Source organism: Nonomuraea thailandensis, assembly GCF_024172165.1.
Classification (GTDB): domain Bacteria; phylum Actinomycetota; class Actinomycetes; order Streptosporangiales; family Streptosporangiaceae; genus Nonomuraea; species Nonomuraea thailandensis.
In genome coordinates this window covers 4,800,638-4,826,791 of the sequence record NZ_JAMZEB010000002.1, presented here as the reverse complement: position 1 = coordinate 4,826,791, position 26,154 = coordinate 4,800,638, and the positions used below count along the sequence as shown (strand labels likewise).

23 protein-coding genes are annotated in these 26,154 nt (G+C 71.0%); 17 read left to right on the top strand and 6 right to left on the bottom strand.

The genetic code is table 11. From position 1 onward, the window contains the following. Positions 1 to 24 precede the first annotated feature (24 nt). The 7 genes from HD597_RS25775 (at position 25) to HD597_RS66890 (ending at position 9,435) form a co-directional block, all read left to right on the top strand. A complete protein-coding gene (locus tag HD597_RS25775; protein ID WP_253745294.1) occupies positions 25 to 1,788 on the top strand; it encodes an ABC transporter ATP-binding protein in 1,764 nt (587 codons plus the stop codon). Next, positions 1,785 to 3,500 (top strand): ABC transporter ATP-binding protein, encoded by a 1,716-nt coding sequence (locus HD597_RS25770; protein WP_253745293.1) that lies wholly within the window; start codon positions 1,785 to 1,787, stop codon positions 3,498 to 3,500. The genes HD597_RS25775 and HD597_RS25770 overlap by 4 nt, the downstream gene beginning before the upstream one ends. 118 nt (positions 3,501 to 3,618) lie before the next feature. After that, positions 3,619 to 4,452, top strand: a complete 834-nt coding sequence (locus HD597_RS25765) for an alpha/beta fold hydrolase (protein ID WP_253745292.1) — start codon at positions 3,619 to 3,621, stop codon at positions 4,450 to 4,452. 459 nt (positions 4,453 to 4,911) lie between these two features. Then, entirely contained in the window at positions 4,912 to 6,390 is a 1,479-nt protein-coding gene (locus HD597_RS25760) for a hypothetical protein (RefSeq protein ID WP_253745291.1), read from the top strand. 136 nt (positions 6,391 to 6,526) lie between these two features. After that, positions 6,527 to 7,084: a TetR/AcrR family transcriptional regulator gene (locus HD597_RS25755; protein WP_253745290.1), complete on the top strand. Its 558-nt coding sequence runs from the start codon at positions 6,527 to 6,529 to the stop codon at positions 7,082 to 7,084. A gap of 651 nt (positions 7,085 to 7,735) precedes the next feature. Beyond that, entirely contained in the window at positions 7,736 to 9,259 is a 1,524-nt protein-coding gene (locus HD597_RS25750; protein ID WP_253745289.1) for a tetratricopeptide repeat protein, read from the top strand. After that, positions 9,229 to 9,435 carry a tetratricopeptide repeat protein gene (locus HD597_RS66890; protein WP_372513394.1) on the top strand — a complete coding sequence of 69 codons (207 nt, stop codon included), beginning with the start codon at positions 9,229 to 9,231 and terminating at the stop codon, positions 9,433 to 9,435. Before HD597_RS25750 ends, HD597_RS66890 begins: the two co-directional genes overlap by 31 nt. A gap of 211 nt (positions 9,436 to 9,646) precedes the next feature. Here the strand turns inward: HD597_RS66890 and HD597_RS25745 are convergent, their stop codons facing one another. Together HD597_RS25745 and HD597_RS25740 are read right to left on the bottom strand one after the other, a co-directional pair. Continuing rightward, a complete protein-coding gene (locus HD597_RS25745; RefSeq protein ID WP_253745288.1) occupies positions 9,647 to 10,630 on the bottom strand; it encodes a hypothetical protein in 984 nt (327 codons plus the stop codon). 436 nt (positions 10,631 to 11,066) lie between these two features. Further along, positions 11,067 to 11,756, bottom strand: coding sequence for a hypothetical protein (locus HD597_RS25740; protein ID WP_253745287.1), 690 nt, complete (start codon positions 11,754 to 11,756; stop codon positions 11,067 to 11,069). A 901-nt stretch (positions 11,757 to 12,657) separates the two neighbouring features. Between HD597_RS25740 and HD597_RS66885 the strand changes: the two genes are divergently transcribed. The 3 genes from HD597_RS66885 (at position 12,658) to HD597_RS25730 (ending at position 15,404) form a co-directional block, all read left to right on the top strand. Further along, entirely contained in the window at positions 12,658 to 12,981 is a 324-nt protein-coding gene (locus HD597_RS66885) for a MerR family transcriptional regulator (RefSeq protein ID WP_372513393.1), read from the top strand. 397 nt (positions 12,982 to 13,378) lie between these two features. Next, the gene (locus HD597_RS25735) at positions 13,379 to 13,846 is read left to right on the top strand and encodes an RDD family protein (protein ID WP_253745286.1); all 468 of its coding nucleotides are present in this window, start codon (positions 13,379 to 13,381) and stop codon (positions 13,844 to 13,846) included. A 52-nt stretch (positions 13,847 to 13,898) separates the two neighbouring features. Beyond that, positions 13,899 to 15,404 (top strand): serine/threonine-protein kinase, encoded by a 1,506-nt coding sequence (locus HD597_RS25730; protein ID WP_253745285.1) that lies wholly within the window; start codon positions 13,899 to 13,901, stop codon positions 15,402 to 15,404. A 247-nt stretch (positions 15,405 to 15,651) separates the two neighbouring features. Here HD597_RS25730 and HD597_RS25725 read toward each other — a convergent pair whose 3' ends face one another. Beyond that, complete coding sequence (locus tag HD597_RS25725) at positions 15,652 to 15,993, bottom strand: MBT domain-containing protein (RefSeq protein ID WP_253745284.1); 342 nt, start codon at positions 15,991 to 15,993, stop codon at positions 15,652 to 15,654. 246 nt (positions 15,994 to 16,239) lie between these two features. On the opposite strand from HD597_RS25725, the gene HD597_RS25720 reads away from it, so the two are divergent. From HD597_RS25720 to HD597_RS25710, 3 genes are all read left to right on the top strand, one after another. Then, the gene (locus tag HD597_RS25720; RefSeq protein ID WP_253745283.1) at positions 16,240 to 17,445 is read left to right on the top strand and encodes a sensor histidine kinase; all 1,206 of its coding nucleotides are present in this window, start codon (positions 16,240 to 16,242) and stop codon (positions 17,443 to 17,445) included. Between the two features lie 9 nt (positions 17,446 to 17,454). Continuing rightward, positions 17,455 to 18,147: a response regulator gene (locus tag HD597_RS25715; protein WP_253745282.1), complete on the top strand. Its 693-nt coding sequence runs from the start codon at positions 17,455 to 17,457 to the stop codon at positions 18,145 to 18,147. 78 nt (positions 18,148 to 18,225) lie between these two features. Further along, complete coding sequence (locus HD597_RS25710) at positions 18,226 to 19,488, top strand: sensor histidine kinase (RefSeq protein WP_253745281.1); 1,263 nt, start codon at positions 18,226 to 18,228, stop codon at positions 19,486 to 19,488. A 53-nt stretch (positions 19,489 to 19,541) separates the two neighbouring features. Here the strand turns inward: HD597_RS25710 and HD597_RS25705 are convergent, their stop codons facing one another. From HD597_RS25705 to HD597_RS25695, 3 genes are all read right to left on the bottom strand, one after another. After that, positions 19,542 to 19,736: a hypothetical protein gene (locus HD597_RS25705; RefSeq protein ID WP_253745280.1), complete on the bottom strand. Its 195-nt coding sequence runs from the start codon at positions 19,734 to 19,736 to the stop codon at positions 19,542 to 19,544. A 17-nt stretch (positions 19,737 to 19,753) separates the two neighbouring features. After that, complete coding sequence (locus HD597_RS25700) at positions 19,754 to 20,263, bottom strand: sigma-70 family RNA polymerase sigma factor (protein WP_253745279.1); 510 nt, start codon at positions 20,261 to 20,263, stop codon at positions 19,754 to 19,756. Positions 20,264 to 20,349: 86 nt separating this feature from the next. Further along, positions 20,350 to 21,357 carry a MerR family transcriptional regulator gene (locus HD597_RS25695; RefSeq protein WP_253745278.1) on the bottom strand — a complete coding sequence of 336 codons (1,008 nt, stop codon included), beginning with the start codon at positions 21,355 to 21,357 and terminating at the stop codon, positions 20,350 to 20,352. Between the two features lie 195 nt (positions 21,358 to 21,552). Between HD597_RS25695 and HD597_RS25690 the strand changes: the two genes are divergently transcribed. From HD597_RS25690 to plsX, 4 genes are read left to right on the top strand one after another with little or no spacing between them, the layout of a single operon-like run. Beyond that, positions 21,553 to 22,614 carry a polyprenyl synthetase family protein gene (locus HD597_RS25690; RefSeq protein WP_253745277.1) on the top strand — a complete coding sequence of 354 codons (1,062 nt, stop codon included), beginning with the start codon at positions 21,553 to 21,555 and terminating at the stop codon, positions 22,612 to 22,614. Between the two features lie 34 nt (positions 22,615 to 22,648). Continuing rightward, positions 22,649 to 24,112: a phytoene desaturase family protein gene (crtI, locus tag HD597_RS25685; protein WP_253745276.1), complete on the top strand. Its 1,464-nt coding sequence runs from the start codon at positions 22,649 to 22,651 to the stop codon at positions 24,110 to 24,112. Further along, positions 24,109 to 25,008, top strand: coding sequence for a phytoene/squalene synthase family protein (locus HD597_RS25680; RefSeq protein ID WP_253745275.1), 900 nt, complete (start codon positions 24,109 to 24,111; stop codon positions 25,006 to 25,008). Before crtI ends, HD597_RS25680 begins: the two co-directional genes overlap by 4 nt. Continuing rightward, the gene (gene plsX, locus HD597_RS25675; RefSeq protein WP_253745274.1) at positions 25,005 to 26,150 is read left to right on the top strand and encodes a phosphate acyltransferase PlsX; all 1,146 of its coding nucleotides are present in this window, start codon (positions 25,005 to 25,007) and stop codon (positions 26,148 to 26,150) included. The genes HD597_RS25680 and plsX overlap by 4 nt, the downstream gene beginning before the upstream one ends. The last annotated feature ends 4 nt before the right edge of the window (positions 26,151 to 26,154 follow it).

Sequence of the window (26,154 nt, the reverse complement as noted above, 5' to 3'; positions counted from 1 at the left end):
GCCGATTCCGCGGCGGGACGGAGCATGACACGGCTGTTGCGCCCCCATCTGCTGAGTTTCGCGGCCGTGGTGATCCTGCAGGTCGCCGGCGCGCTCGCGGGTCTGGCCCCGCTGCTGGCGGTCGTCGAACTGGGCCGTGCCCTGCTGTCGCCCGGCCCGATCGACCACGCGCACGTCTGGACCGTGGTGATCGCGGGTGCGGCCGGCCTGTTCGTCCGGCTGCTGTTCACCGCGGCGTCGTCGGGAATCGGGCATGTTCTCGACAGCCGGGTGCAACTGACGTTCCGCCGGCACCTGGCCGCGTCGCTGGGACGCGTCCCGATCGGCTGGTTCTCCCGGCGCCGCACCGGCGAGCTGGCCAAGGTGGTGGGCGAGGACGTGAGTGCCGTGCACCCGTTCATCGCTCACGCCCCCGGCGAGCTCGTCGCCGCGTTCGTGGTGCCGCTGGGGTCGCTGATCTACTTGTTCACCGTCGACCGGCGGCTCACGCTGATCACGCTGATCCCGGTGGTGCTGGCGATAGCGCTGGTCCCGCTGCTGATGCTGCCCGCCAGGACGCGCGAGCAGGAGGCCTACGACGCGGCGTCGGGACGGATCGCCAGTTCCGTCGTCGAGTTCGTGCAAGGCATCTCGGTGGTCAAGGCGTTCGGCGGAGGCGAGCGCGCCCACCGCACGTTCCTGACGGCCGCCGACGACTTCGTCAGCATCTTCTCCCGCTGGGTGCGCGGCATGTCCGTGGTCGCCGCCGGGATGCAGCTGGCGCTGTCGCCGCCGTTCGTGCTGCTGGTCGTGCTGGCCGGCGGCACGGCTCTGATCACCTCCGGCGGCCTGGCGCCGGCGGATCTGCTGCCGTTCCTGCTGCTCGGGCTGGGACTGACCGCTCCGGTGGCGGCGCTCGGGCACGGCTTCGACGACCTGCGGGCGGCCGGTCGCGCGGTCGGCCGGATCAGGGACGTGCTCGCGGTCCGGCCACTGCCCGAGCCCGCCCGCCCGCGTCCGCCGCGGGGGCACCGGGTGGAGCTGCGTGACGTCCGCTTCGCCTACGAGGTCGATGAGGGGGCCGGTCACGAGGTGCTGCGCGGCATCGACCTGGTGCTGGAGCCGGGGACGGTCACCGCGATCGTCGGGCCGTCGGGAAGCGGCAAGTCCACGCTGGTCAAGCTGCTGCCGCGGTTCTTCGACCCCACCCACGGCTCGGTCCTTCTCGGCGGCGTCGATCTGCGCGAGATCGGCAGCCGGGAGCTGCACCGGCAGGTGTCCTTCGTCTTCCAGGACGTCCGTCTGCTGCGCGCCTCGGTCGCCGACAACATCGCGCTGGCGGTGCCGCGGGCCGGCCGCGACGACGTGATCCGCGCCGCCCGGCTGGCCGGCATCCATGACCGCATCCTGCAACTGCCGCGCGGATACGACACGGTGCTCGGTGAAGAGGCCAAGCTGTCCGGAGGCGAGGCGCAGCGGATCTCGATCGCCCGCGCACTGCTGGCCGACGCGCCCGTGCTGGTGCTGGACGAAGCGACCTCCTTCGCCGACCCGCAGACCGAACAGGCGGTCCGCCGGGCCCTGGCGATGCTGGACGGCGACCGCACGATCCTCGTCATCGCCCACCGCCTGGAGACGGTCGCCGACGCCGACACCGTCGTGGTGCTGGAGGACGGAGCGATCGTCGAACGCGGCAGGCCCGCCGACCTGCTGACCCGAGGCGGAAGGTTCGCCGCGTTCTGGCGATCCCACCGATCCGACGAGATCGAAACCCACGGTGGCCTGCTGCGAGGAGACGAGCCCCGATGATCCGAATGCTGCTGCGCGTGCTCGGAGACGAGTACGCCCGGGCGATGCGCCGCACCGTGATCCTGATGACGATCACCGCCGTGGCCGAAGGCCTGTCCTACGCGCTGCTGGTCCCGGTGCTGCGGCCGTTGCTCGGCGGCACGCCCGCGGACGCCGTGCCCTGGCTGGTCGCGTTCGGGGCCGCGGTCGCCCTCTACGCCGTGCTGCGCTACATCAGCGACTTGTCCGGCATGCGGGTCGGGACCACCATGTTGCGCGGCATGTATCGCCGGCTCGGCGAGCACCTGGCCCGCCTCCCCCTCGGCTGGTACGACGCCGCTCGTATCGGCGAGGTGTCCGCCCTGGCCGGCCGCGGCCTCCTGCAAGCCATGGGCGTGGCCGCGCATCTGCTGGCACCGTTCGTCGCCGCCCTGGTCACGCCGCTGACCATCGTGGCCGTGATGACCGCCTTCAACTGGCGGATGGGGCTGGCCGCGTTGCTCGCCGCACCCGTCGTGGCGGCGATCCAGGCCCGGACGGCACGCGCGACGGCCGCCGCCGACGCCGACCGTCACGAACGCGACCAGGAAGCCGGCGCGCGTGTGATCGAGTTCCTCCAGGCCCAGCCGGTGCTGCGGGCCGGCGGCCGGACCGGCGAACGCTTCCGGCTGCTCGACGACTCACTTCGGGATGCCCAGCGCGCCTCCCGCCGTACCGTGCTGGCGACGCTGCCCGGCGCCGTGGGGCTGACGCTCACCGTGCAGGCGATCTTCACCGGGCTCCTGGTCCTGGGCGCCTACCTCGCGCTCGGCGGGCACATCGGCGCGGCGGAGATCCTGGCGATCCTGGTGCTGGCCGCCCGCTGCGCCGACCCGCTGCTGTCGCTGTCGGACATCGGCGGCAAACTCCGCGGCGCGCGTTCGGAGCTGGCCAGACTCGAGGCGTTGCTGCGCACCGAGCCGCTGCGGGAACCCCGTGAGCCGATCCAGCCGGCGCACCACGGCCTGGAGTTCGACGCCGTCGCCTTCCGGCACGGCGTGCACACGGTGTTCGACGAGGTGTCGCTCACCGTCCCCGAGGGACAGCGGCTCGCCGTCGTCGGACCGTCCGGCTCGGGCAAGAGCACGCTGCTGCAGCTGCTGGCGCGCTTCTACGACGTGGACGCCGGCGCGGTGCGCGTGGGAGGCGTGGACGTGCGCCAGGTCAGCACCGAGGCGTTGATGGCCCGGATCGCCATCGTCTTCCAGGACGTCTACCTCTTCGACGGCACGATCGAGGAGAACGTGCGCCTGGGCCGTCCCGGCGCGGGCGTCGCCGAGGTGCGGGCGGCGGCGACCGCGGCGCGGCTGGACGAGGTGATCGGGCGACTGCCCGGGGGATGGGCGGCGAAGGTCGGCGAGGGCGGCGCGCTGCTGTCAGGCGGTGAGCGCCAGCGCGTCTCGATCGCGCGGGCGCTGCTGAAGGACGCGCCCATCGTGCTGCTGGACGAGGTGACCTCGGCGCTGGACCCGGTCGGCGAGGCGGCCGTCCACGAGGGCATCGAGCGTCTGATGGCGGGCCGGACGGTGGTGATGGTGGCGCATCGGATGCGGACCGTCCGGCGCGCCGACCGCATCGTCTTTCTGGACGGCGGCCGGATCGTGGAGGAAGGCACCCACGACGAGCTGCTCGACCGCGGCGGCCGCTACGCCGGCTTCTGGAACATCTCCATGGCTCCCGCCGCGCTGGAATGAGCCCGCCGGGTCCGTGTTCCGGCCTTGGTACAGCCGTCATGGTGACGACCCCCGGTTTTCGACTCCGCGGGAACATTCGTCCAAGACGGCCGGCCGGCCGCCCGTGCACAGTCTCCCTATGAGTGAAAACGACATTGAGCACTCGCATGGGATGCACGTGGTCCATGACGGCCCGAGGCAGGCGCCGCCGTTGCTGCTCATCCACGGGTCGGGGGCCTCGGGCGGTTTCTGGGGTCCGGTGGTCCCGGCGCTGGCCGGCCGCCATCACGTCATCCGGGTCGACCTGCCGGGTTGCGGCCAGTCCCCGCCCGCGCCGTCGTACGACGTGCCCGCGCAGGCGGGTCAGGTGGCGGCGCTGCTGGACGACCATGGGCTTCGTCACGTCGCCGTGGCCGGGCACTCCAGCGGCGGCTACGTCGCCACCGCGCTCGCCGAGCAGCGTCCCGACCTCGTCGGTTCGCTTTCGTTGATCAGTAGCGGCCCGAGTCCGGATGCGCTCCTCCGGCAGCCGTTCATTCTTCGGGTGCTGCTGGCCCCGCCGTTGGGCCCGCTCATGTGGCCGAGGCGTTCGGATGCGATGATCCGCAAGGGGATCAGCGCGACGGCCGTTCGCCCGGTGGACCTCCCGGACGACGTGGTCGCCGACGTACGGGGCATCACCTATCGCGTGATGCGGACGGTGCTGCGCCGTAACACCGCCTACATCGCCGAACGGAGCATGCCCGAGCGTCTGGCCGCCCTCCAGGTGCCCGTTCAGGTGATCTTCGGCGCTGCCGACCCACGCTGGGAGCCGTCGTCGGCGCACCAGTACGACGCGGTGCCGGACGCCCGGGTCGAGCTGCTGCCCGGCGTCGGGCACCTGCCCATGCTGGAAGCGCCCGCGACGGTCGGCGAACTGCTGCTGAGCTTCACGGCAACGGGCCGCCGACGACCCGTGATCCCTGATGCCTAGACCGGCCAGGTGTTGCCGATCGGGACGCCACCTGACCGGGCGTGGGTGGACGTCGCTGTCCCACGCCCGTCGGTCCGGCTGCCGGGGTCGGCATGGCCGGGTTCCGGCCTCGTGCCCCGGCCTCGGTGGACATCCGTCGTTAGGATCTGCTGGTTCGCGCTGGTTGGCCGACTCCGACGGCGCAGTACGGTGCAAACCTGCGGCCGGCCTCTGCCCGTGGCGAGCTGCCGGTTGGCGAGCTGGACCAGGCCGTAGCCGAACAGGGCCGCGAACATGGGGGAGAGCTCGCCCATCCACCAGGGAAGCCGCGCCTCGGCGACCGGCCTGGTACATGGGCGCGTGCGCCAAGGCGATGATGTAGATACATCGATGTAGCTACATGTCTCTAGCTACAGTATCGCAGCTTGCGTGATCCGGCGGGGTACTCACACCGTCGTGCAGCCGGCAGAAGGAGAGACCGTGACAACCGAACTTCCGCAGCCACCGCCGACCGAGGTGCACCTCGACTGGAACGCCAGGACCGGTGTGTCGCGCACGACGTTGACCACGCACATGTGGACCGCCCCGCCGATGCGCCGCGGTTCGCAGATCCACGACAAGGCGTTCGACGCGCTCCGCGACCTCAACGCCGATCTCGCACGCTTCCTGCCCTGGTACTCCCACCCCCGCTTGGCGGTGCCCGCGTTGACTCCGCCCACCGCCGATGAGACGTCGTGGAACTTCGAACTCCTCGATCCCTTCGTGGAGGACTTCATGAACGCGGCCCAGGGCAGGCCGGTCGTGGCGAACTTCGCCACGATCCCCGCCTGGATGTTCGTCACTCCCGAGCCGGTAGCGGTCGCGGAGGACCCCTACGAGACCCACTGGGACTACGAGCAGGGCACCGAACTGCGCGACCCCACGTTGCAGGAGGTCGCCGACTACTTCCACCGGATCGCAAGCTGGTACATCGCCGGCGGTTTCACTGACGAACTCGGCCAGTGGCACGAATCAGGCCACCACTACCGCTTCGCGTACTGGGAGGTGCTGTGCGAGCCCGACATGGGGCACCGCATCCCGCCCGCGCTGTACACACGGCTCTACGACGCCATCGTGGAGCGGCTGCGTCCTCTCGACCCGGAGATGAAGTTCATCGGGTTGTCCCTGAGCCCGGTCGCCCGCGAGCCGGAATACTTCTGGCACTTCCTCGACGCGGCCAACCACGCCGAGGGCATCACCCTGGACGCGTTCTCCTATCACTTCTACGCCTTCCCCGAGATCATCAACCCGATCTCGGAGCACGGTAACGCCCCCTATGAGCACTGGCGTGGGCTCTTCTTCGCCCAGGCGGAGGCGTTCCTCGACCAAGTACGCCACATCGACGCCGTCCGCCGCCGGCTCGCACCCGGGACCCGGACCTTCATCAACGAACTAGGGTCATACCCTCCGGACCTGATGAACCCGGCCCCGACGATCCCGGAGGAGTACTGGGCGCTCAGCGCGTCGATGCAGTCCTACCTGTGGGCGCGGCTCGTCGAACTCGGAGTGGACCTCGTCGGCATCGCGGAGTTCATGGACTACCCGGGCATGATCCCCGGCACGACGCTCATCGACTGGGACAGCGGCGCGCCCAACGCCCGATACCGGGCTCTCCAACTGCTGCTCCGCCACTTCGCTCCCGGCGACTCGCTCGTGACCACGACTACCGGCATGTTCGGCTATCCCGACAGCCGAATCCACGCTCAGGGCTTCGTCACGGCGGACAATGATCGCAAACTCCTCCTCGTGAACAAGACGGCCGATCCCGTCGCCATCGCCATCTCCGCCGCAGACGGGCATCCCGGCCAGGTCGAGCAGACGGGCGCCGGCAGCGGGGCGAGCGAGCCGGTGAGGTCATCGGCGCGACCTGGCGAACCTGTCGTCATCGACGCTTACGCCACGGCGGTCGTGTCGTTTTGACCGCTGCCACTGCGGCCGGCGGCCCGGCCGGTCGCCGTGCCCCCACCTCCGCCACTAGTAAGATGCGGCCCTGGGGCCGAACAAGGGGCGACGATTGGCAGATCACGGCGGCCGGACCCGGCGGAGCGCCGAAGAAGTGACCAACGCCATCCACGCAGCGGCGCTCGAAGAGGTGCTGGAGGTCGGCGTTGGCCGGCTGACCATGGAAGGCATCGGCAGGCGGGCGGCGACCGCCCGTACCACGCTGTACCGCCGCTGGTCAGACCCGATCGAGGTTCTCCTGGACGCGCTCTACCACGCGCACCCGGTCGAGGAACCCACCCCGGGAGCCGACGATCTGCGTGGCGACCTGATCCGATCCCTCCAGCTCATGCGCGCCTGGATGCTCAGCCCGGCGGGCCGAGCGGTCGCGGCCATCCTCACCGATCCCCTGGGTGCCGCACAGATCTCCGAAGCGCTCTTCGAGAACGTCTTCGCCCGCCGCGGGGGCACGTTCACCAGCACGGTGCTGCAGCACTACGCGGATCGTGGCCACTTCTCCGCCACCCTGCTCACCCCGGTGGTCGCCGACATCGGCGAGGCGCTGGTCACCAAGCGCCTGCTGGACGGCACGCCTCCGAGCGACGCGGACCTGGCCGACATCGTCGACCAGGCCATCCTTCCGGCCATCGGACTCGCCGCTCACCATATGTAAGGCGACGCGGAAGCCGGTTGAGCCCCGGCCTCGGCATTCACCATCACGCACAGTCCACGACGCATGGCTGCGCGAACCTGAGAACGCCCCGGTGGAAGGACACATCAACCGCATCGAGAGCGCACCGTCACCGCTTCACGGATGTCCTGTGACACCGAACCTTGGGCTTGTGCCGTCGGGGGTTGAGCGGCGGGGAACGCGTGCTGCTGACCAGCCGTCCGGTCGCCTGTCCGTCCAGCGACAAGCGGCCGGCAGCATGTGACACTCATCGAGTACGCGTTCCGATGCATCACAGAAACGTCCATGAGCAGGAAGGGCGGAGATGCCGCGCTGGCTCAAAGTCGCGACCGCGGCGGTGGTGCCGTCGCTCGCCGGGGGCATGGCCTGGTGGACCTGCGCCGCGGGCGGGCTCGGACTGGATGTCACCAGCATCGTCGTGGGGCTGGTCGTCCTTCTCCCGGGAACCCCGCTCGCCATCTGGGCCGGGCAGGCGGACCGCAGGGCCCGCCCGCTGCCTGCGCCGAAGGGCGATCCGCGCCCGGTGCCTGCGGTGATCGGTGAAGTGCCCCGCGAGCCGAAGGCCTTCCAACCGCGCTCGGAGCTGGGCGAGCGCGTCCACCAGGTGTTCGCCGCGCGCCACGTGGCGGCGGCATGGCTGCCGAACTCGGGTTACGCAGCGATGCCGACGACGCGGCGACCGTGGCGCGCAAAGTCAGAGGCTGGCTCCAGGAGCGGTGTGAGCCGTACCTGGTCGTGGCCGACAACGCGACGGATCCCGACGTGCTCGCGCCGTTGCTCCCCTCGCACGGCCGGGCACGCGTACTGATCACCACAAATGATCATTCATTCGAACGGCTGGCGACACTGGTCACGGTGGAACAGTTCAGCCAGGACGAGGCGGTGAGGTATCTCTGCACGCGCGTGGGCACAAGCGACGGCGGCGGCTTCCGGCCGCTCGCCGAGGAACTGGGCCGCTTGCCACTGGCCCTGGCGATCGCCGCCGCGACACTGGCCGGTCCGCCGCGCCTGTCCTGCGACGCCTATCTTGTTCGGCTGCGCGCCACGCCCATCGAGGTGGTCCTTGCCCGGCCACGGGGAGAGCCGTACCCGAGAGGGGTCTCGCAGGCCATCATGCTGTCGGTGAGGGCGATCGGCTCCGCAGCCGCGCGACTGCTCGGCGAGCTGTCGGTGCTGTCGACGTCTGGTGTCGGGCTCGACCTGCTCGACCCGCGGGCGGAAGGCGCTCTGGCCGAGTTGGGGGCTCGATCGCTGGTCACGTTCAGCCGCGACGACACGACGGCGTTCGTTCACCGCCTGGTCCGGCGTGCGGTACGCGACCAGGCTGCGCGTGACGGCACCCTGGCCGCGATGATCGAGTCTGCCGCCCGGCGGCTGCGTGTGGTCGTCGAGGATGTCACCGACCAGGACACCTGGCGGAAGTTCCCGACGATCACGACGGTGGCCGACCACTCGGCAGCCCTGTGGGAGGCCGTCGAGCAGCTTCACGACGACGAACCAGCGCAGGTCCGGGCGGCAGCCGCGGTCGTGCTGCACGTCCGCCGGGCCGTGGCCAGCCATCTCATCTACCTCAACGACCAGGTCCGGGCCGTCCCGATCGCCGAAGCCGTCGCTCTCGGACGTGAGAAACTCCTGGGCTCCGACCATCCGGACACGCTCACCGCTCTGCACGACCTCGCCCACGCATCCGAGGACGGGTCGTTGCAGGCCACGGCGCTGTATCAGCGCGCCGAGGCCGAGCGCGCCAGGATCCTCGGCGACGATCACCCGGATACGTTGTGGTCACGCGCTTGTGCGGCGTTCTCGTACACGAAGGCAGGCAGGGCGTCCGAGGCGCTGACGCTGCTGGATCAGGTGCTGGCCGACCAGGAGCGGGTGCTCGCCCCCGGCCACGCGACCCTGCTCGGAGCGCGGTTCTTCCAGGCCTGCACCAAGGTCGAGGCGGGCCGGCCGGAAGAAGGGATCATCTTGTTCCGGCAGCTGATCGCCGATCACGAGCGACTGTTCGGCGCGGACCACCCCGAGACCTTGGTCATCGAAGGGCAACTGGCCGGTGCCTACAAGGCGGCGGCCAGGCCGGACGAGGCCGTCCACACGTACGAACACGTTGCGCAGAGGCAGCGACAGTGCTGGGGGCCGACCATCCCGACACCCTGATCACACGGCATGGCCTGGCAGCGGCGTACGAGGCGGCGGGACGGACCGAGGACGCGCTCACCGAATACGAACAGGTCGCGAACCGACTCGAAGCCGTCATGGGTCCCGAGCAGAAGTTGACCAGGACCGCGAGAGATGACCTGGAGCGCGCCAGCCGGACGCTCCGGCAACGTTGACGAACCACGTCCCTGCTCAACCCATGGCCGAGCACAACGCCCTTGTCTGCTACACCACGATCAGTAGTTATCGCCCCCGCGAGCCGCTCTGCCTTTCACGGCACAAGCGTTCGTCGGTTGGTTTGGACAGTGATCGGGCCTGGAACGTTGGTGAGAAGCGCCAGCCGGAGGCACGACTGGATTGCTGCCAGGGGCGTGCAGCGCCGACGTGTCAGGCTCCGAGCGTGATCGGCCAAACCACCAGCAGGTACGACTCGCCGGGCCGGTTCGACAGCCCGCCACCCGGCCGCGCTCGCCCATGGACGCGCAGGCCGTAGCGTCCAGCGCCCTGATAGGTCAGGTTGGGAGGTGGCGATCCGTCGCGGGTTTGCATGCCCTCGATCTGCATGATGCCGGTCGTCGTGACGAACTCGATCTCCTCCACCTTCTCCCACCGGGAGACGGGCCCGCGGGCCCCGGACAGATCCCAGCGCACGTGCACCCCCACCGCGCCCCGGCCCTTGAGCGTCCTGATGACCACCACGTCCGGAGCGGCGGCGACCAGGCCCTCGGGCAGCGCGGGTCCGGTGGTGGGCTCCTGGTAGGGGTTGACGATCCGCAGCCGATGCTCGATCGCCCGTGCGGTGCCCATGACGGGTGTGGGTGGCAGAGGGGATGCGACGTGCCCGGCCGGACGTCCCGGCTCGTTCTCCGGCCGCGCGTGTTCCCGGGCCCAGCGCCTGATCTCGGCGGATTTGTCCGGCAGCCCCAGCTCCTCCGGGACGCCCACGCCGAGCCTGGCGCGCGCCTTCGGCCCCACCTCGATGGGCCAGATCGTGACCAGGTAGAACTCGAAGGGCACGCTGGGCACGGCGCAGGGATCGATGTCGCGGCCACGCGCGTGCACCCGCATGCCGTAGCGGCCGGGACCGTGCGGGGTGAGGTTGGGCAGCGCCTCCGGCAGGTGACCCATGAGGCCCCGCAGCCGCATCTCGCCCGTGAAGGTGATCAGCTCCACCTCCTCCACCTCGTCCCATCCCTCCGCCGTGGTGGCAGGGGGCGCGTCGGCGAGCTGCACCGTGACGTCCACGACTCCGGTGTGGATGCCGGTGCGGATCACCGCCGCTCCCGGGGCCGACGCCGTCAGGCCGTTGGGGACGTGGGACGGATGGTCGGCGAGCGTCTCGTCGTTCACCAGCATCTGATGGTGGCTCACGTGCACATCCGCTCTCGCGGACGTGGGGGGTGGCGTGCTCATGCGGGCGATCTTGACAGGTGGGTCCGACAGAACGGGTCTTGCCGGGATCAAGGGCCGCCGCCAGGGTTCACGCCGCCAGGCAGGTCAACGCTCTCACCACGAGCCCTCGGGCGCTGCTCCTTCGCAGCGACATCACCTCGCAGCTGAAGCGATCGCTGTCGCAGCAGAGCAGCGAACGCTGTCACTTGTCACCGGAGAACCAGCGGGATCGGCGAGGACGACGTTGCGCTCGATCCGGTCACCGGTGACTGTGAAGAATGAGGCGGGCGGCTCCCCAGGAGTCCGGCGTCGGCCGCGGGGACGGTGGCCAGGCGTAGTCCCGCCCGGATGTCACGACAGGGCGCCCCGGCACGACCCGACACGACGCCTGGGTTGTGCCTTCGAAACCGAGTCATCACGTGAGGACGGTGGCGCAGGAGGAGGGCCCGGTGACGGCCAGAGATTGGAAGGCGGTCTTCATGTCCGCGAACAGCGTCTCCGCCTCGGTCAACCGGCTGATCGCGGACAGCGAAGTAATATCCGGGATACCCAGCGGTCCAGGAGGGGAGGCGCTGGAGGTGGTGATGTTCTCCAGCGTCAGCGCCAGGGCAGTAAGTTTTGTGCCACTGGTGTTGAGCGTGTCCAGCGCCGCGTGCACTTGTTCTCGTAAGGAGGCGGGTGGATTCGCCGCCGCGATACGATTGGCTGCCACGTTACCCGCCACGGCAACGTCCTTGATGGCCTGGACTATTTCGCGTAGACGGTCCAGCAAGTCCTCACGGGACATCTGAGCGACTTTCCCCGGATTGGTGTCGAGCAAAGGCTGGGCCCGCTCCCATGCGGTGTTCAGACTCCTCTCGGCGTCCTGGCACATGCGGTTCATGCTCTGGATCCAGGCCTCGGCCCCGGTTTCAGGCGACACCGGCTGCGTCTGGCCGGGCACCGACGGCGTTTGCGCAGGTGGGCGCAGCGCCACCGCGGCAAACGCCGACACGCCGGCGGCGAGGGCGGCTAGGACTGCGATGAGGTATTTGTTCTTTTCCGACGGGTCGAAAAGGAGTTTGATCGTCGACCCGAGTCGCTTCAGCGATTGTGGCAGGCGCACGGTGTCTCTACCCCGCTTTCACACTGGAACCATCCGTCTGACCGGTGCCGTCAGCCCGCAGGGAGGAGAATGATCGTTCCCCTTCCTTGTCGCCATCGGGCCATGGTGCCGCCAAGCAGAACAGCCCTATCAATGCGGGCCGTCCGCGCGATGCTCCGATCGTGACCAGGAAACGGGGGGCACCAACGAAGGTATCCCGAGACGACATGGCGGCGCGTCAACCAGGGGTTGATATTTGGTCGTACCGTGGAGGTAGGCGTAGTCCACCCTCGTAGTGCTTTGCTAGATTCCTGTGAGGCGATCTTCGCGTGGTCCCGGTTCGAGCTGGCTGATGTTCAAGGCTGTGGAGAGGGCTTCGCAGGTGCAGTTCCACACGAACGCGTTCATCACCCACGGTCATCTTCCCGGGGACGGCCTTACCGTCCGGCCTGAGGAACGGCCACCATCGCTGGGTCTGGTGCGCCCAGATGAGCTGCCTGCGCCCCGGAAGTCTCTGCCGTTCCCGTGGGGTCGCCTCCACCAGTCATCAGCGCGATGCCTTGCCGTCCGGAATCGGGAGCGTACCCCGCCGACGGTGTAGTCCCGCATACATCGGCGGAGGCGTCCGCTCTGTGATGTGAGCGGCTATGATGGCGGTCAAGAAGATCACCTTTCTACCGGGACGGACGCCGCCCAGTGCCGGCCGCCGACCCCACCTGGCTGGACTAGCGATCCCATCTGCACTCCAGCCCCGGCATCGCCCTGGCCACCGTGGTCGGCACCGCCGAGGCCGCGCCGCACCTGCACGCCCCCAAGGGCGAGGCCAGGGGTGGGCCCCTGATTCCCTACCGGACGACGGCCCCGGCTGACACCCCTGATTCGCCTACCAGCACATACGCGCGGTTCGCGAGCTGGCCGGCCGATGACGGACGGCGTCACGATCGGCCAGGCGGCGGCCTTCGCCGGCGTCACGGTGAAGACCGTGCGGCATTACCACAAGCAAGGCGAACGGGCCCTGCTGCCCGACCGCGTGCTCGCCAAGCTGGACAAGGTGGCCGCCGATCTCGGCTTCACCCCGGGCCGAGCGCGCCCTCGACGACCCTCAGTACGTCTGCTCGGTCGAGCGCATGTGGCGCGCCGCCGAGTGGGAACCGGACGACCCCCGCGTCGACGAACTCGCCACAGCGATGGCCAAGCATGCGCACGGCCGGGATCGACATCGTGTGGTGGATCCCCACCTGCCTGAGCCCTGCAACCGTACCCGTGGCGCGTCTTCATCCCAGATTCCTGCCACAGGTTCCTGCACCGTCGCCTGGTGCGCCGCAACAGGCTCCTGTGCTCCCCGACTACCTTCGCCTATCACGGGGACCCGCAAGCCGCGCGTGCCCCGCCGGCCCGTATGGCGCGTCGTCCTCGCAGGTGCAGACGCGAAGTACCGCAGAGGTCCACGAGCGCTGCACAGCAGGCCCTCACCTCGGAGTCTCGCCCGTGGCCGGCGAGGCATGGGGCCGACCGCTGGTTGGACAGGTATACCGCGGAAGTCCAAGGCCGGATTCCGCCCCTGAGTGGACGCACCGAACACCAGCTCCTGGATACCGTGCAGGCGGACGTCACCAGCGTCCTCGACGGCCTTGGGAGCGCACGTGTTCAGCGATTTCCGTCATTCCTTACGCCTGACTCCGGTGCCGGTGGCGCACCTGGGGCTGCGTCTCACCGCCGCCATTGTGGATCTCGTCGCCGTGAGCGCCTTCCTGGCGCTCCTGATCGTGATCTGGCCGACAGCGGACGGCTCCTGGGCCCCCGTCGTGAACCTGAGCTTCTGGGCGGTCATCGTCTTGATTCTGACGACTTACTCACCGGCGACCACCAGCCGATGGGGTGGCACGCCCGGCAAGCTGCTCCTTGGCCTGCGGGTGACAAGAGTGCGTGACGGGCGCCGGTTGAGCTATGGGCGTGCCCTGCTGCGGCATCTGTCGCACGCGGTGATGTGGCTGCTGCCCTTCATCAGCGTGGTGAATGTCGCGCTCTGCCTCTGGGACAGGCCGTTGCGGCAGTGCCTGCACGACAAGATCGCCGACAGCGTGGTCGTCCGCCCCCATGCCTCCTCGTAGGAACACCCGCGGCGATGTGTGCTGACAAACGGCGAGGCCATCGAGGGCTGTCATGACGGCGCAAGGGGAAGAGGACCAGTCCCAGAGGATCGGCCCGTACCGGATCGTGCGCAAGCTGGGGCAGGGCGGCATGGGCATCGTCCATCTGGCGCAGGACGCCCAGTTCCGGCTGGTGGCGGTGAAGGTGCTACGGCCTGAATTAGCCGATGACGAGGGCTTTCGCCGCCGTTTCGCCAGGGAGGCGCAGGCCGCCCGGCAGGTGGCGCGCTTCTGTACTGCTCCGGTGCTGGACGCGGGCATCGACGGGAAGGTCGCCTACCTTGTCACCGAGTACGTCGACGGTCCGGACCTGTCGGAGGTGGTCGCCGCGCACGGCTCGATGGAGGGAGCCAATCTGGAGGCGCTCGCGGTCGGGGTCGCCACCGCGCTGGCCGCCATTCATCAGGTCGGCGTCGTGCACCGTGATCTCAAACCGTCCAATATCCTCCTCAGCGCCGTGGGCCCGCGCGTCATCGACTTCGGCATCGCCCGCATCGTCGAGCCCGACGCCACCCAGTCCGCGGTGATCTCGGGCACGCCCGCGTACATGGCCCCCGAGCAGGCCAACGGTGGCATCCTCACGTCAGCCGGCGACATTTTCGCCTGGGGGTGTGTGGTGACCTACGCCGGGATCGGGCGACCGCCGTTCGGCACCGGTCCGATACCGCAGGTGCTGCTACGGATCGCTCACCACGAACCCGTCCTGGACGGTTTGGACGAGCGGCTGCGCCCGCTGGTCGCACGCGCCCTGCGCAAGGATCCGGCCGACCGGCCCTCCGCCCAGCAACTGCTGGACCACCTGCTGGGCCGCGAGCGAGCGACCACGATCGCCGCCACCCGGGCCGTCAGTGACGCCTGGACGCCACTGGTCGCGCCGGACGAGCCCCCGCCGTCGCCTCCTCGGCCGCCTCGCCGATGGGTGCGGCCCGCCATCGCCACCGCCGTGGCCGTCGCGATCACGGCAGGCGTGTGGACGGCCGTGTTCCGTCCATGGCAGCAGAGCCCTGCGACGGCCTCACCGGCCACGACGACGACAGCCATCGCGACCACGACCATCACGGGGCCGGCGGTCGCGAGCACGCCCGACGCGACGGGAGCCGGCACACCGGGCACCCAGAAGACAGGGCGCCTGTTCATCCATACCAACGCACGCGGGGAGCAGGTCCGCGGGCATCTTCAGATCGACTCTCTCGCCTGGCAAGGCGACAATGTGATGCTGCGATACACGGTCAGGAACGATGACGCTCAAGCCACCATCAATCTGTACCATCTGATCGAGCAAGGCGGAATGACGACCGATGGGATCGAGCTGATCCTGCCCGACCAGCCGTTTCCCTTCACCCCGATGATCGAAGACGGTCGTTGCGCCTGCTCGGTGTGGCCCCCCGACGCCTTTCTGTACGCGGGAAAGAGCACACGAGGCTACGCCGCCTTCAGGAGAGTTCCCAGGAGCGCCAAGATCGTCGACCTCGACCTCAAGGACGTGGGTCTGTTCAAGAACGTGGTCATCACCAGGTGATCCCGGTTCTTCGACTTGAGGTCCATGGTGCGCTGATGACGAAGACGACCGGTGCCGGGCACCAGGTGCTCGGCTGGCCGGTCATTTCCCATGCGGATTCTGAGGCGGCGGCACCGGCCGAGCCCGCGATGACGTCGGTCAGCGCGAGAACGGGCGGTGACGCCAAGGACAGACGGAGACCAACGCGTGAGGACATCCGGACCTCAGCCACGCTGCTGGGGGATGAAGACGGCGAGCGGCATGGTCATCAGGCGTCATCCTCGTCAGGCTTCTCGCCTTCGCACGCCGTCTCTCCGATTTGGCGCAGGGGGCTGTAGTAGTTGGGCGAGTTCCGGGACCTCGCGTCGACGAGCTCCGCGAACTCCGCCAAGTCGGGGTTGTCCGCCTGCTTGGCCATGTCGATGATCTGGTGCCACTCATCGGCATGGGCTCCATAGGTGGCGGCATCGGTGTTGGCGACCTGCGAGAGCAGGGGACGAGCCTTGTCGCAGATCTCGCGGGAGGTGACCGGCTGACCGCCGCATGCGCTGAGACACAGCGCGACGGCCAGCGTACCGACACCGGTCAGAGGCCGCGAGATGAGAACCATGAATGTCCTTCCTAGGGCCGGCCGGCGCACACGCGGCCGGCCGCCCTGCTTCTTGAGAAGAGGGTTTCGGCCGCGGGCTCTCCGCTGACCGAAAGATCGGGATTGATCACGTTATGGGCCGCCGTCCGCGCCGCACATCCACCGTGCGGACCATGCAAGGGTCGACTTGCGCGGTACGTACTCCATCTGGGGTTCGACGTATCCAGGGCTGATGCGTCGCGACCAGTGGGTGTCTACCATGCACGAATGTGTCGCAGTGTCCTGCCGGCGGCGCGACGTCTGTGGCAGGCGCATCCCATGCTCGCCGACGGGCTCCTGGCGGTGACCCTCACCTGTGGGAGCTGGCTGTGGGCGGTCAGCGAGCCGCAGCGGGCGACCCGTCCGGCGGACCTGCTGTCGAGCGTGCTCACCATGGCCGTGAATCTGCCGCTGGCGTGGCGCCGGCGGGCGTCGTTCTCCGTCCTGCTCGTCTCCGCCGTGGCCGCCATCTGCTACCACCTCCTGGGCTATCACTACGGTGTCAACAGCATGGGGCCGCTGCTGGCGCTGTACTCCGTCACCGTGCATCGCTCCCTGCCCTACGCCATCGCCGGCGGAATCCTGGTGATCGCCGAGTGGACGCACGCCTCGGCGCTGCACCCGGGCATCCAGGTGTGGTCGGCGGCCGGCCAGTCGATTCTCGTGGCCGGCTGCGCATGGAGCATCGGCGCCTCCGCGCGACTGCTCGGCCGCCGCAACGCGCAACTCGCCGACCTGGCCGCCCAGCTCCGCCGAGAACAGGACGCCGCCGCCCGGCGCGCCGTCACCCACGAACGGCTGCGCATCGCCAGAGAGCTGCACGACGTCGTGGCGCACCACATGTCGGTGATCGCCGTACAGGCCAACCTGGGCGGCTTCATCGTGCTCAGCGACCCGCCCGCCGCGCAGACGGCGCTCGGCACCGTGGCCGAGACCAGCCGGGAGGCGCTGGTCGAGCTGCGCCGCCTGCTGTCCATCCTGCGCATCGAGGTCGACGACAGCGAGGACGAGCGCCACAACCCCGCGCCGAAGCTCGACCAGCTCGGCCCTCTCCTCGGTCGCATGCGCGCCGCCGGACTGTCGATCGAGGCCAGCATCACGGGGCGGGTGCGTCCGCTGGCGCAGGGTCTGATGCTGTCGGCGTACCGCATCGTTCAGGAGGCCCTCACCAACGTGCTCAAACACGCACCCGGCGCCCGCTCGCACGTCATGGTCCACTACGGCGCCACCGAGCTGACCGTGGCCGTGATCAATGACGGCGGGGTCATCACGACCTCGCCCGCCCGCGGCGGGCACGGGCTGATCGGGATGCGGGAACGCATCAGGTTGTACGGGGGCACGATCGCCGCGGGGCCCGAGCCGGGCGGCGGCTTCGCCGTGCGGGCCGTCTTCCCCCTGCCCGGCGGGGACGACGACGCCAGCGCCGGGACGTAAGATCATTCCATGCTGAAGGTGCTCGTGGCAGACGACCAGGAGCTGATCCGCGCCGGCCTGGTCGCGCTGATCCGCGCCGCGCCCGGCTTCGAGATCGTGGGTGAGGCCGCCACCGGCGAAGAAGCCATCACCCTGGCCGCGATGGCGAGCCCCGATGTGATCCTGATGGACGTCCGCATGCCCGGCATCGGCGGCATCGCCGCCACCGAGCGGATTCTCGCCGCAGCCACCACCACCAAGCCCAAGGTCCTCGTCCTCACCACGTTCGACATCGACGAGTACGTCTACGACGCCTTACGCGCCGGCGCCTCCGGTTTCCTGCTCAAGGAGACCTCTCCTCAACGCCTGCTGGCCGGCATCCGGACCGTCGCCAACGGCGACACTCTGCTCGCCCCGACCGCGACCCGGCACCTGATCGAGGCGTTCACCTCTGGACTGGGCCGCGCGCGAACGCCGGGCGCTCCCGGCGCCGCCACGCCGCCCCCGCCCGAGGGCCTCACCGCCCGTGAGACAGAGGTCCTCGTCTTGGTCGCGCACGCGCTGTCCAACCAGGACATCGCCGAGCGGCTGACGGTGAGCGAATCCACCGTCAAGACCCACCTCAACCGCGTCATGGTCAAACTCGGGCTGTCCAGCCGTGCCCAAGTCGTCGCCTACGCCTACGAACACGGCCTCATCACTCCCGGCCGTCCCGCCCGATAGCCCTGGACGGGACCGTACGTCGTGCGTGCCGTCACCTCGTCCCGCCCGGCTGACAGGACGTCATGTACACCAGGCGCGATGGCTAAGCTGTGGCCGGTGCATGACGACGGGACGTCGACGTGGCGGCTGCACGGGCCGGGCGCGTGGGCGCTGGACGCCGCTCTGGCCGCCGTGCTGTTCGCGGCGGTGACCGTGGCCCTGAGCCTGTGGGAGCAGCCGGGATGGCGGCCACTGGACGCGGCCGGGTACATGTGGACCGCGCTGATCTGGCTGCCTCTCGCCGGACGCCGTGCCGCGCCGATGACGGCACTGCTGGTGAGTACGATCGCCTTCTTCTGCTACCTGCTGGACGGCTACACACCCGGTCTCATCTCGTGGGGGCCGGTGCTGGCGTTCTACAGCGTGGCCGCGGCGAAACCGGCCCGGGACACGGCTGCGGGGGCGCTGCTCGCCGGAGCGGTACTGCTCATCGGTGGGCTGCAGGTGCCGTACTTCGGCGTGACCGCAGCCGTCGCCCAGGCCGTCGCGGTGCTGGTGGCGGCGTGGATCCTCGGCGGGCTGGCACGGCAGCTGTCCCACCGCAACCGGCAGCTCGCCGAGGCGAACCGGCGGCTCGCCGAGGCCTCGCTGCGGCTGGAGCAGGAGCAGCTCCGGCACACCGAGCAGGCGATCACCCGTGAGAGGCTGCGCATCTCACGGGAGTTGCACGACATCGTCGCCCACCACGTGACGGTGATCTCGTTGCAGGCGGGTGTGGCGGATTACGTGCTCGACTCCGATCCGGCCACCGCGCGAACCGCCGTGAACACCATCGCCGACACCAGCCGGGAAACCCTGGAGGAACTGCGCCGGGTTCTCCACCTCCTGCGCGGCTCCGACGCGGTCGAAGACGCGACCGAGCCGGCCGAGGCTCCCGCCGGGCAGCTCGCCGCGGACGGGGCTGCTGAGCGGGTGCTCGGAGTGGCGCAGCTGGCGCCGCTGATCGAGCGGGTCCGCCTGGCGGGCGTCGACGCCGATCTGCACGTGCAGGGGGACGTCGAGGAGCTGCCTCCCGGCCTCCAGCTGACGGCGTACCGGGTCGTCCAGGAGGCGCTGACCAACGTCATCAAGCATGCCGGGCCGTGCCGTGCGGTGGTCACCGTGTGCCGCCGGTCCGGCGCTCTGACAGTGAGTGTGGCCAACGACGCGCCGGAGCGGCCGGTGGAGCCCAGGCCGCATGGGGAGGGCGGGCATGGCTTGATCGGCATGCGCGAGCGCGCCAGGCTCTACGGCGGGACGCTGACCACGAACCCTCGCCCCGAAGGCGGATTCGCGGTCAACCTCACCATCCCCGATCCCTGACGACGGAGACGCTCCACGCGGAGAGGCCCGTCGCCGGTGGCGACACCCTGCGTTCATTCCTTGGCGATGCGCACGTTCTTGAAGAGCCCGAGCTTGAGAAGGTCCAGGTCGACGGTCGTGGCGCTCTTGGGTACGCGCCGGAAGACGGCGTGGAACCGCTTGGAGTCCCCCGCCCCGAGTGCGTCGCGGATCTCCCAACCGGAACAGGCGCAGGTGTCCTGTTCCGCGGGGCCGACCGGACGTTGCAAAGACCAACAAAGTACTCCTAGGCCGCCTCGCTGAGCAGGGCCGACAGCTTGTGCAGGCCGCGTGAGGTGCGGGCCTTGACCGTGCCGAGCGGTACCCGGAGCCGTTCGGCGATCTCCTGCTGGGTCAGCTCACCGTAGTAGGCCAGCTCGATCACCTGCCGCTGGGCGAGCGAGAGCTGGGCGAGCGCCGCGCGGACCCGGTCACGGTCGGCCAGCCTGTCGTCGGCCGCCTGCTCGTGCGGCGTCCCGGCCTCGGCCACGGCCTCGAGCGGCACCGTGCACACCCGGCGTACGCGCAGGTGGTCGACCGCCCGCCGGCGTGCGATGAGGAACACCCAGGCGGCCTGGCTCCGCGCCGGATCGTAGCGCTCGCGCGAGCGCCAGACATCGGCGAAGACGACCTGCAGCACATCCTCCACGTCCTGGGGCGAGACGAGACGCCGCAGAAAGGTGCGGACGGCGGGGGCGTGCCGCCGGTAGCAGTCACTGATGGCCTCCGCGTCACTCACGGCCGAGATCTCTCGCATGTCCCCGCTCCTCCCCAAAACCTATTCAAAACTTATTCATAGCGGACCGGGAGGAAGCGCACAACGACGACGCGGGAAAGAAAGGCTCAAAGGACGATGCCGGTGATTTGGTGCACGGCCTTCTCGAAGGTCGTCACCTTGACGACCCCCGAGGGGAGGTCGCCACTCCAGCCGGGGCCACCGACCACGACCCGGCAGCCGTGGACCGCGTCCGGCGGCACGTCAGGCGTGTCCGGCAGCACGTCCGGCAGTGAGGCCAGCGGGCCGGTGTCACCGGTGGTCGTCTGCTGCGACCACAGGAACACCACCACCGGACGCAGCCGGCGCATCGCGTGAGCGAGGGCGGCATAAGGGGTGCGGGCGCCGAGCACGCGGGTCTGGACACCCAGCTCGCCCAGCGCCGCGGCCAGCGCGTGCACCGGCAGCGTGTGCTGCTCATCCTCGGCGCATGCCAGCAGCACCGGACGCGACCGCGACGGGAGCCGGCCGCCGGGCAGGCGATGCAGGGAGGCCAGAATCTGGTCCGAGAGCAGGTGCTCGACGTCGATGCCCGTTCCGTCGCCGTTCTGGCCCGCGCAGATGGTGTCGAAGGCGGGCAGGATGAGCCGCTCCCACGTCCACCGCACGCCCCGGGCGGCCAGCGCACCGTCCAGCAGCACCGAGACGGCGTGACCGTCGAGCCGCCCGGCGGCCTCTACCAGCGCGTCCGGCCCGGGCGGGACCGCGCGCGCGGACGCCGGCCCGGTATCGGCCACAGGGCCAGGCTCGGCTACAGGGCCAGGCTCGGCTACAGGGCCAGGCTCGGCTACAGGGCCAGGCTCGGGGACGGGCTCGGGGACGGGCTCGGGGACGGGGATGGGCAGCGTCGTCAGCACGTGCCTGGCCGCCTCCGCCGGCGGCACGCCCTGCGCGATCAGGCGCTGCATCTCCCGCAGCCGCCGCAGGTCGCCCGCGTCGTAGCGGCGGTGACCGCCGGGGCTGCGCCGGCTGGGGCCGAGACCGTAGCGCAGGTTCCAGGTGCGCAACGTGGGCGCCGGGACGCCGAGCTGCCGCGAGACGGCACCGATGCCGTACCCGGCCTCCTCTTCGCTCACGGCCCGTCCTCGTCTCCCCGCGCTGACACGTGCTCTCCGGTGCGGCACGTGTCCAGCGCTGACGCGTGATCTGTCTGCGCTGTCTCCCTGCGCGGACGCGTGCCCGCGACCATCCTTTCGCGGCCCGTCCACCGCTGGATGCAACCGGCGGAGATCTCCCTGCGAAAACCTATATACCGACAAGGAGTGGCCTGTATGACAACTGTGACCGCGCGGACCGGCCAGGTGCGCGAGCTGGTCGACCGGCGCCTGAACGAGCTGCTCGACCGGCGTGTCGCCGAGCTGGGCCCCGCGTACGCGGGACAACCGGGTGGACAGGGCGCCGAGCAGGTACGCCGCCACCTGGTGAACTTCGTCACCGGCGGGGGCAAGCGGCTGCGGCCCGCCTTCGTCTACTGGGGCCACCGCGCCGCGGGCGGCACCGACGACGGCCTCGACGCGGTACTCCACGCCGCGTGCGCGGTCGAGCTGGTGCACGCCGCGGCGCTGATGCTCGACGACGTCATGGACGAGGCCCCCGAACGGCGGGGCCGCCCCGCCGCGCACGTCGCCCTGGCCGAGGAGCACCGGCGCGCGAGCCTGCGCGGGGACGCCGCCCGGTACGGCGAGTCCCAGGCCACCCTGCTCGCCCTGCTGGCCCTGACCTGGGCCGACGCCGCCCTTCTCGACGCCGGGCCGCACCTGCGCGACACACTCGACATCCTGGTCCGGCTCCGCGTGGAGGCCATCAGCGGCCAGCGGCTCGACCTGGCCGCCGCGGCGGGCGGAGCCGCCGACCCGCGCGCCATCGCCGTGTACAAGTCGGCCAAGTACACCGTCGAACGGCCCCTGCACCTGGGACACGCCGTCGCGGGCGGCGACGGGCCGACGCGGCGGGTGCTGAGCGGCTACGCGCTGCCGGTGGGGGAGGCGTTCCAGCTCAGGGACGACGTCCTCGGCGTGTTCGGCGACCGGGAGCGGCTCGGCAAGCCCATCGCCGACCTGCGCCAGGGCAAGGTCTCCTACCTGCTCGCCCGCGCCAGGGAGCGCTCGGGGCCGGAGGGGGCGGCGCTGCTGGACGCGGTCCGTACCGAGGAGGAGGCGGACGCGGCACGCGAGCTGATCGTCGGCTGCGGCGCGCTCGCCGACACCGAGCGGCGCATCGCGGCCCTCGCCGACGAGGCCGTGCGGGTGCTCAAGAACGCGCCCGACCTGCCGTCCGACGCCGTCGAGGCCCTCACCGAGCTGGCCGCCCTGGCCACCGACAGGAGCAGCTGATGCGCCCGTCCGGGATCGCGGAAGGAGACGGCTGATGCGGCGCCACGGGCCCGTCGTGGTGATCGGAGCCGGGCTCGCCGGGCTGGCGGCGGCCGTCCGGCTGGCCGCCGCCGGGCGCGAGGTGACCATCGTGGAGGCCAGGGACGAGCCGGGCGGGTGCTGTGGAACGGCGCGCAGCGGGCCGTACCGGTTCGACACCGGGCCGTCCGTGCTGACCATGCCGGGCGTGCTCGCCGACACGTTCGGGGCCGCGGGGGAGGAGCTGGAGAGCTGGCTGCCGCTGCGCCGCCTCGACCCGGCGTACCGGCTGGCCTTCCATGACGGCTCGCACCTGGACGTGCTGCCGGAGCGGGAGGCGATGGCCGAGCAGGTGCGCGCGCTGTGCGGCCCCGCCGAGGCCGCCCGCTACCTGCGGTACCGGCGGCTGCTCGGCGAGCTGTTCGAGGCGGAGTGGCCGGCGTTCATCGACGCGGACATGACCCGGCTGCGCTCCCTGGTCCGGCCCCTCGCCCTGGCCAGGGTCGCGGCGCTGGGCGGCTTCCGCCGCATGGACCGGCTGGCCGCCCGCCACCTGACCGACGAGCGGCTGATCAAGGCGCACACGTTCCAGGCCCTATACGTCGGCCTGTCACCGATGCGCGCCCTCGGCATCTACGCCGTCATCGCCCACATGGACACCGTCGGCGGCGTGTACTTCCCCGAGCACGGCGGCATGCACGCCATCCCGGCGGCGCTGGCGGCCCTGCTGGGCAAGCTCGGCGCCCCCATCAGGTACGGCGTGCGCGCCCGGCGCGTCGAGGCCGGCCCGGACGGCGTCACCGGCGTCCTGCTGGAGGACGGCGAACGGCTGCCCGCCGCTCACGTGGTCGCCGCCTGCGACCGGCTCGCCGCCGAACGGCTGCTGCCCGGCCGCGCCGCCGACTGGCGCACGCGCCGGCCGCGGCACGCGCCCTCCTGCGTGGTCCTGCACTTCGGCCTGGACCGCGAGCTGCCCGGCCAGGCCCACCACACCGTGCAGTTCGGCCGGGACTGGCACGCCACCTTCGCCGCCCTCGAAGCGGGCCGCCCGCAGCCCGACCCGAGCCTGCTGATCACCTGTCCGGTCGCCGACCGCGACGCCGCCCCGGACGGCCACGCCACGCTCAGCGTCCTCGAACCCGCCCCCAACCTGCCCGCCGCCGACTGGGACGAGCTGCGCCCCCGCCTGGAGGACCGGCTGCTCGGCAAGCTGGAGGCGCTCGGCTACGGAGACCTGTCGGGCGCGCCCCGCCTGGTGCTCGACCCGCCCGCCTGGGCCGCGCTCGGACACAGCGCCGGGACCCCGTTCGCGCTGGACCACCGGTTCACGCAGACCGCGTGGCTGCGCCCGTCCGGCATCGCCCGCCGCGTGCCCGGCCTGCACTTCGCCGGGATGCACACCGCGCCGGGCGTCGGGGTCCCGCCGGTGCTGATCTCCGGCAGGCTCGCCGCCGAACGCATCCTGAAGGAAACCCGTTGACCCTGACCGCGAGCTACGAACGCTGCCGCCTGCTGCACGCCCGCTACGGCCGCTCGTACTACCTGGCCACCCGGCTGCTGCCGCCGTGGAAGCGCCGTCACGTCCACGCCCTGTACGGGTTCGCCCGCTACGCCGACGAGATCGTCGACTCCTTCACCATGACGGCCGACCGCGCGCGGGCCCTGGCCACGCTGGGCGCCACCGTCGCCCGCGGCCTGGCCGGCGAGCCCGTCAGGGACCCCGTCCTGCCCGCCTTCCTGCACACCGTGCGCTCCTTCGCCGTCCGCCGGGGCGACATCGACGCCTTCCTCGCGGCGATGCGCTCCGACCTGTCCGTCACCCGGTACGAGACCTACGACGACCTGCTCGGCTACATGGAGGGCTCGGCCGCCGTGATCGGCACCATGATGCTGCCGGTCCTGGAGGCGCTGCCCGGCCAGGAGGAACGTGCCAGGGAGCCCGCCAGGCAGCTCGGGCTGGCCTTCCAGCTCACCAACTTCCTGCGCGACGTGGCCGAGGACCACGCCAGGGGGCGCGTCTACCTGCCCACCGAGGACCTGGCCAAGTTCGGGGTCGAGGCGGACGACCTCGGCCGGCCGCGTACGGGGCGGGCGGTGCGCGACCTGATCGCCTTCGAGGCGGGGCGGGCCCGCGACCACTACCGGGCCGCGCTGCCGGGCATCGAGCTGCTGGTGGAGTCGTCGCGACCGTGCATCCGGGCCGCGTACGAGCTGTACGGCGGGATCCTCGCCGAGATCGAGCGCGGCGGCTTCGAGGTCCTGGCCAGGCGCGTACGCGTGCCGCGCCGCCGCAAGGCCGCCGCCTTCGCCCGCCACCTGCTGGCCTCGGCCGGCGCGGGTCGCGCCGAACGCCGCGTGAGCGTGGAGCTGCCATGACCGGCGACGGGCGGGCGAACGGCGGCCCGGCGAGTGGTGACCCGTTGATCCCGAGCAGCCCGGTGGCCCCGGGCCCGTTGATCCCGAGCAGCCCGGTGGCCCCGGGCATGGTGAGCCCGAGCAGCCCGGTGGCGCCGAGCATGGTGATCCGGACCAGCCCGGTGGCCGCGGGCGGCGTGGCAGGGGACGAGCCGGTCGTGCTGGACGCCATGGGCGGCGACCACGGGCCGGGCGAGACCGTGGCGGGCGCGGTGGACGCCTGGCGGGCGCACGGCGTGCCCGTGGTGCTGGTCGGGCGGGCGCCGGAGCTGGAGCGGGAGCTGGCGCGCCACGGCGCCGACCTGCCGATCGTGCACGCCCCCGACGTCGTGCCCATGTCGGAGCGCGGCGCGTCCGGCAGGGGCGGCCCGGCCACGAGCCTGACCGTGGGCTGCGACCTGGTACGCCGCCAGGAGGGCGGCGCGTTCGTGTCGGCCGGCTCGACCGGCGCGGTGGTCTCCGAGGCCGTCCGCGCGATCGGCCGGGCCCCCGGCGTGCTGCGGCCCGCCCTCGCCGTGGCCCTGCCCGCGCTGACCGGCGGCGCCAGCGTGCTCGTGGACGCCGGCGCCACCGCCGATCCGACCCCGCAGATGATGGCCCAGTTCGCCCTGCTCGGCACCGGATACGCCCGCGCCGTCCTCGGGGTGCCCGACCCCGTGGCCGGGCTGCTGTCCATCGGCTCGGAGCCCGGCAAGGGCAACCGGCTGGCCGTGCGGGCGTCGCAGGCGCTGCAGCGCCTGCCGCTGCGCTTCCACGGCAACGTGGAGGGCCACGACGTGCTGACCGGGCTGGTGGACGTGATCGTCACCGACGGCTTCACCGGCAACGTGGTGCTGAAGAACGTCGAAGGCTGCGTGCGCACGGCGCTGACCATGGTCGCGCAGGCAGGCATCGCCGAGCCGGGCCGGCTCTCCGAGGTGGCCCGCCGCTACGACCCGCAGACGCATGGGGGAGCCGCGCTGCTGGGGCTGCGTTCCGTGGTGGTCATCGCGCACGGCTCCTCGACGGCGGCCACGATCAGCCGCGCCTGCGTGGTCGCCTGCGCCCTGGCCAGGGAGAACCTGGCGGCCAGGATCGCGGTCGCGGCGGTGGAGCCGGTGTGACCGG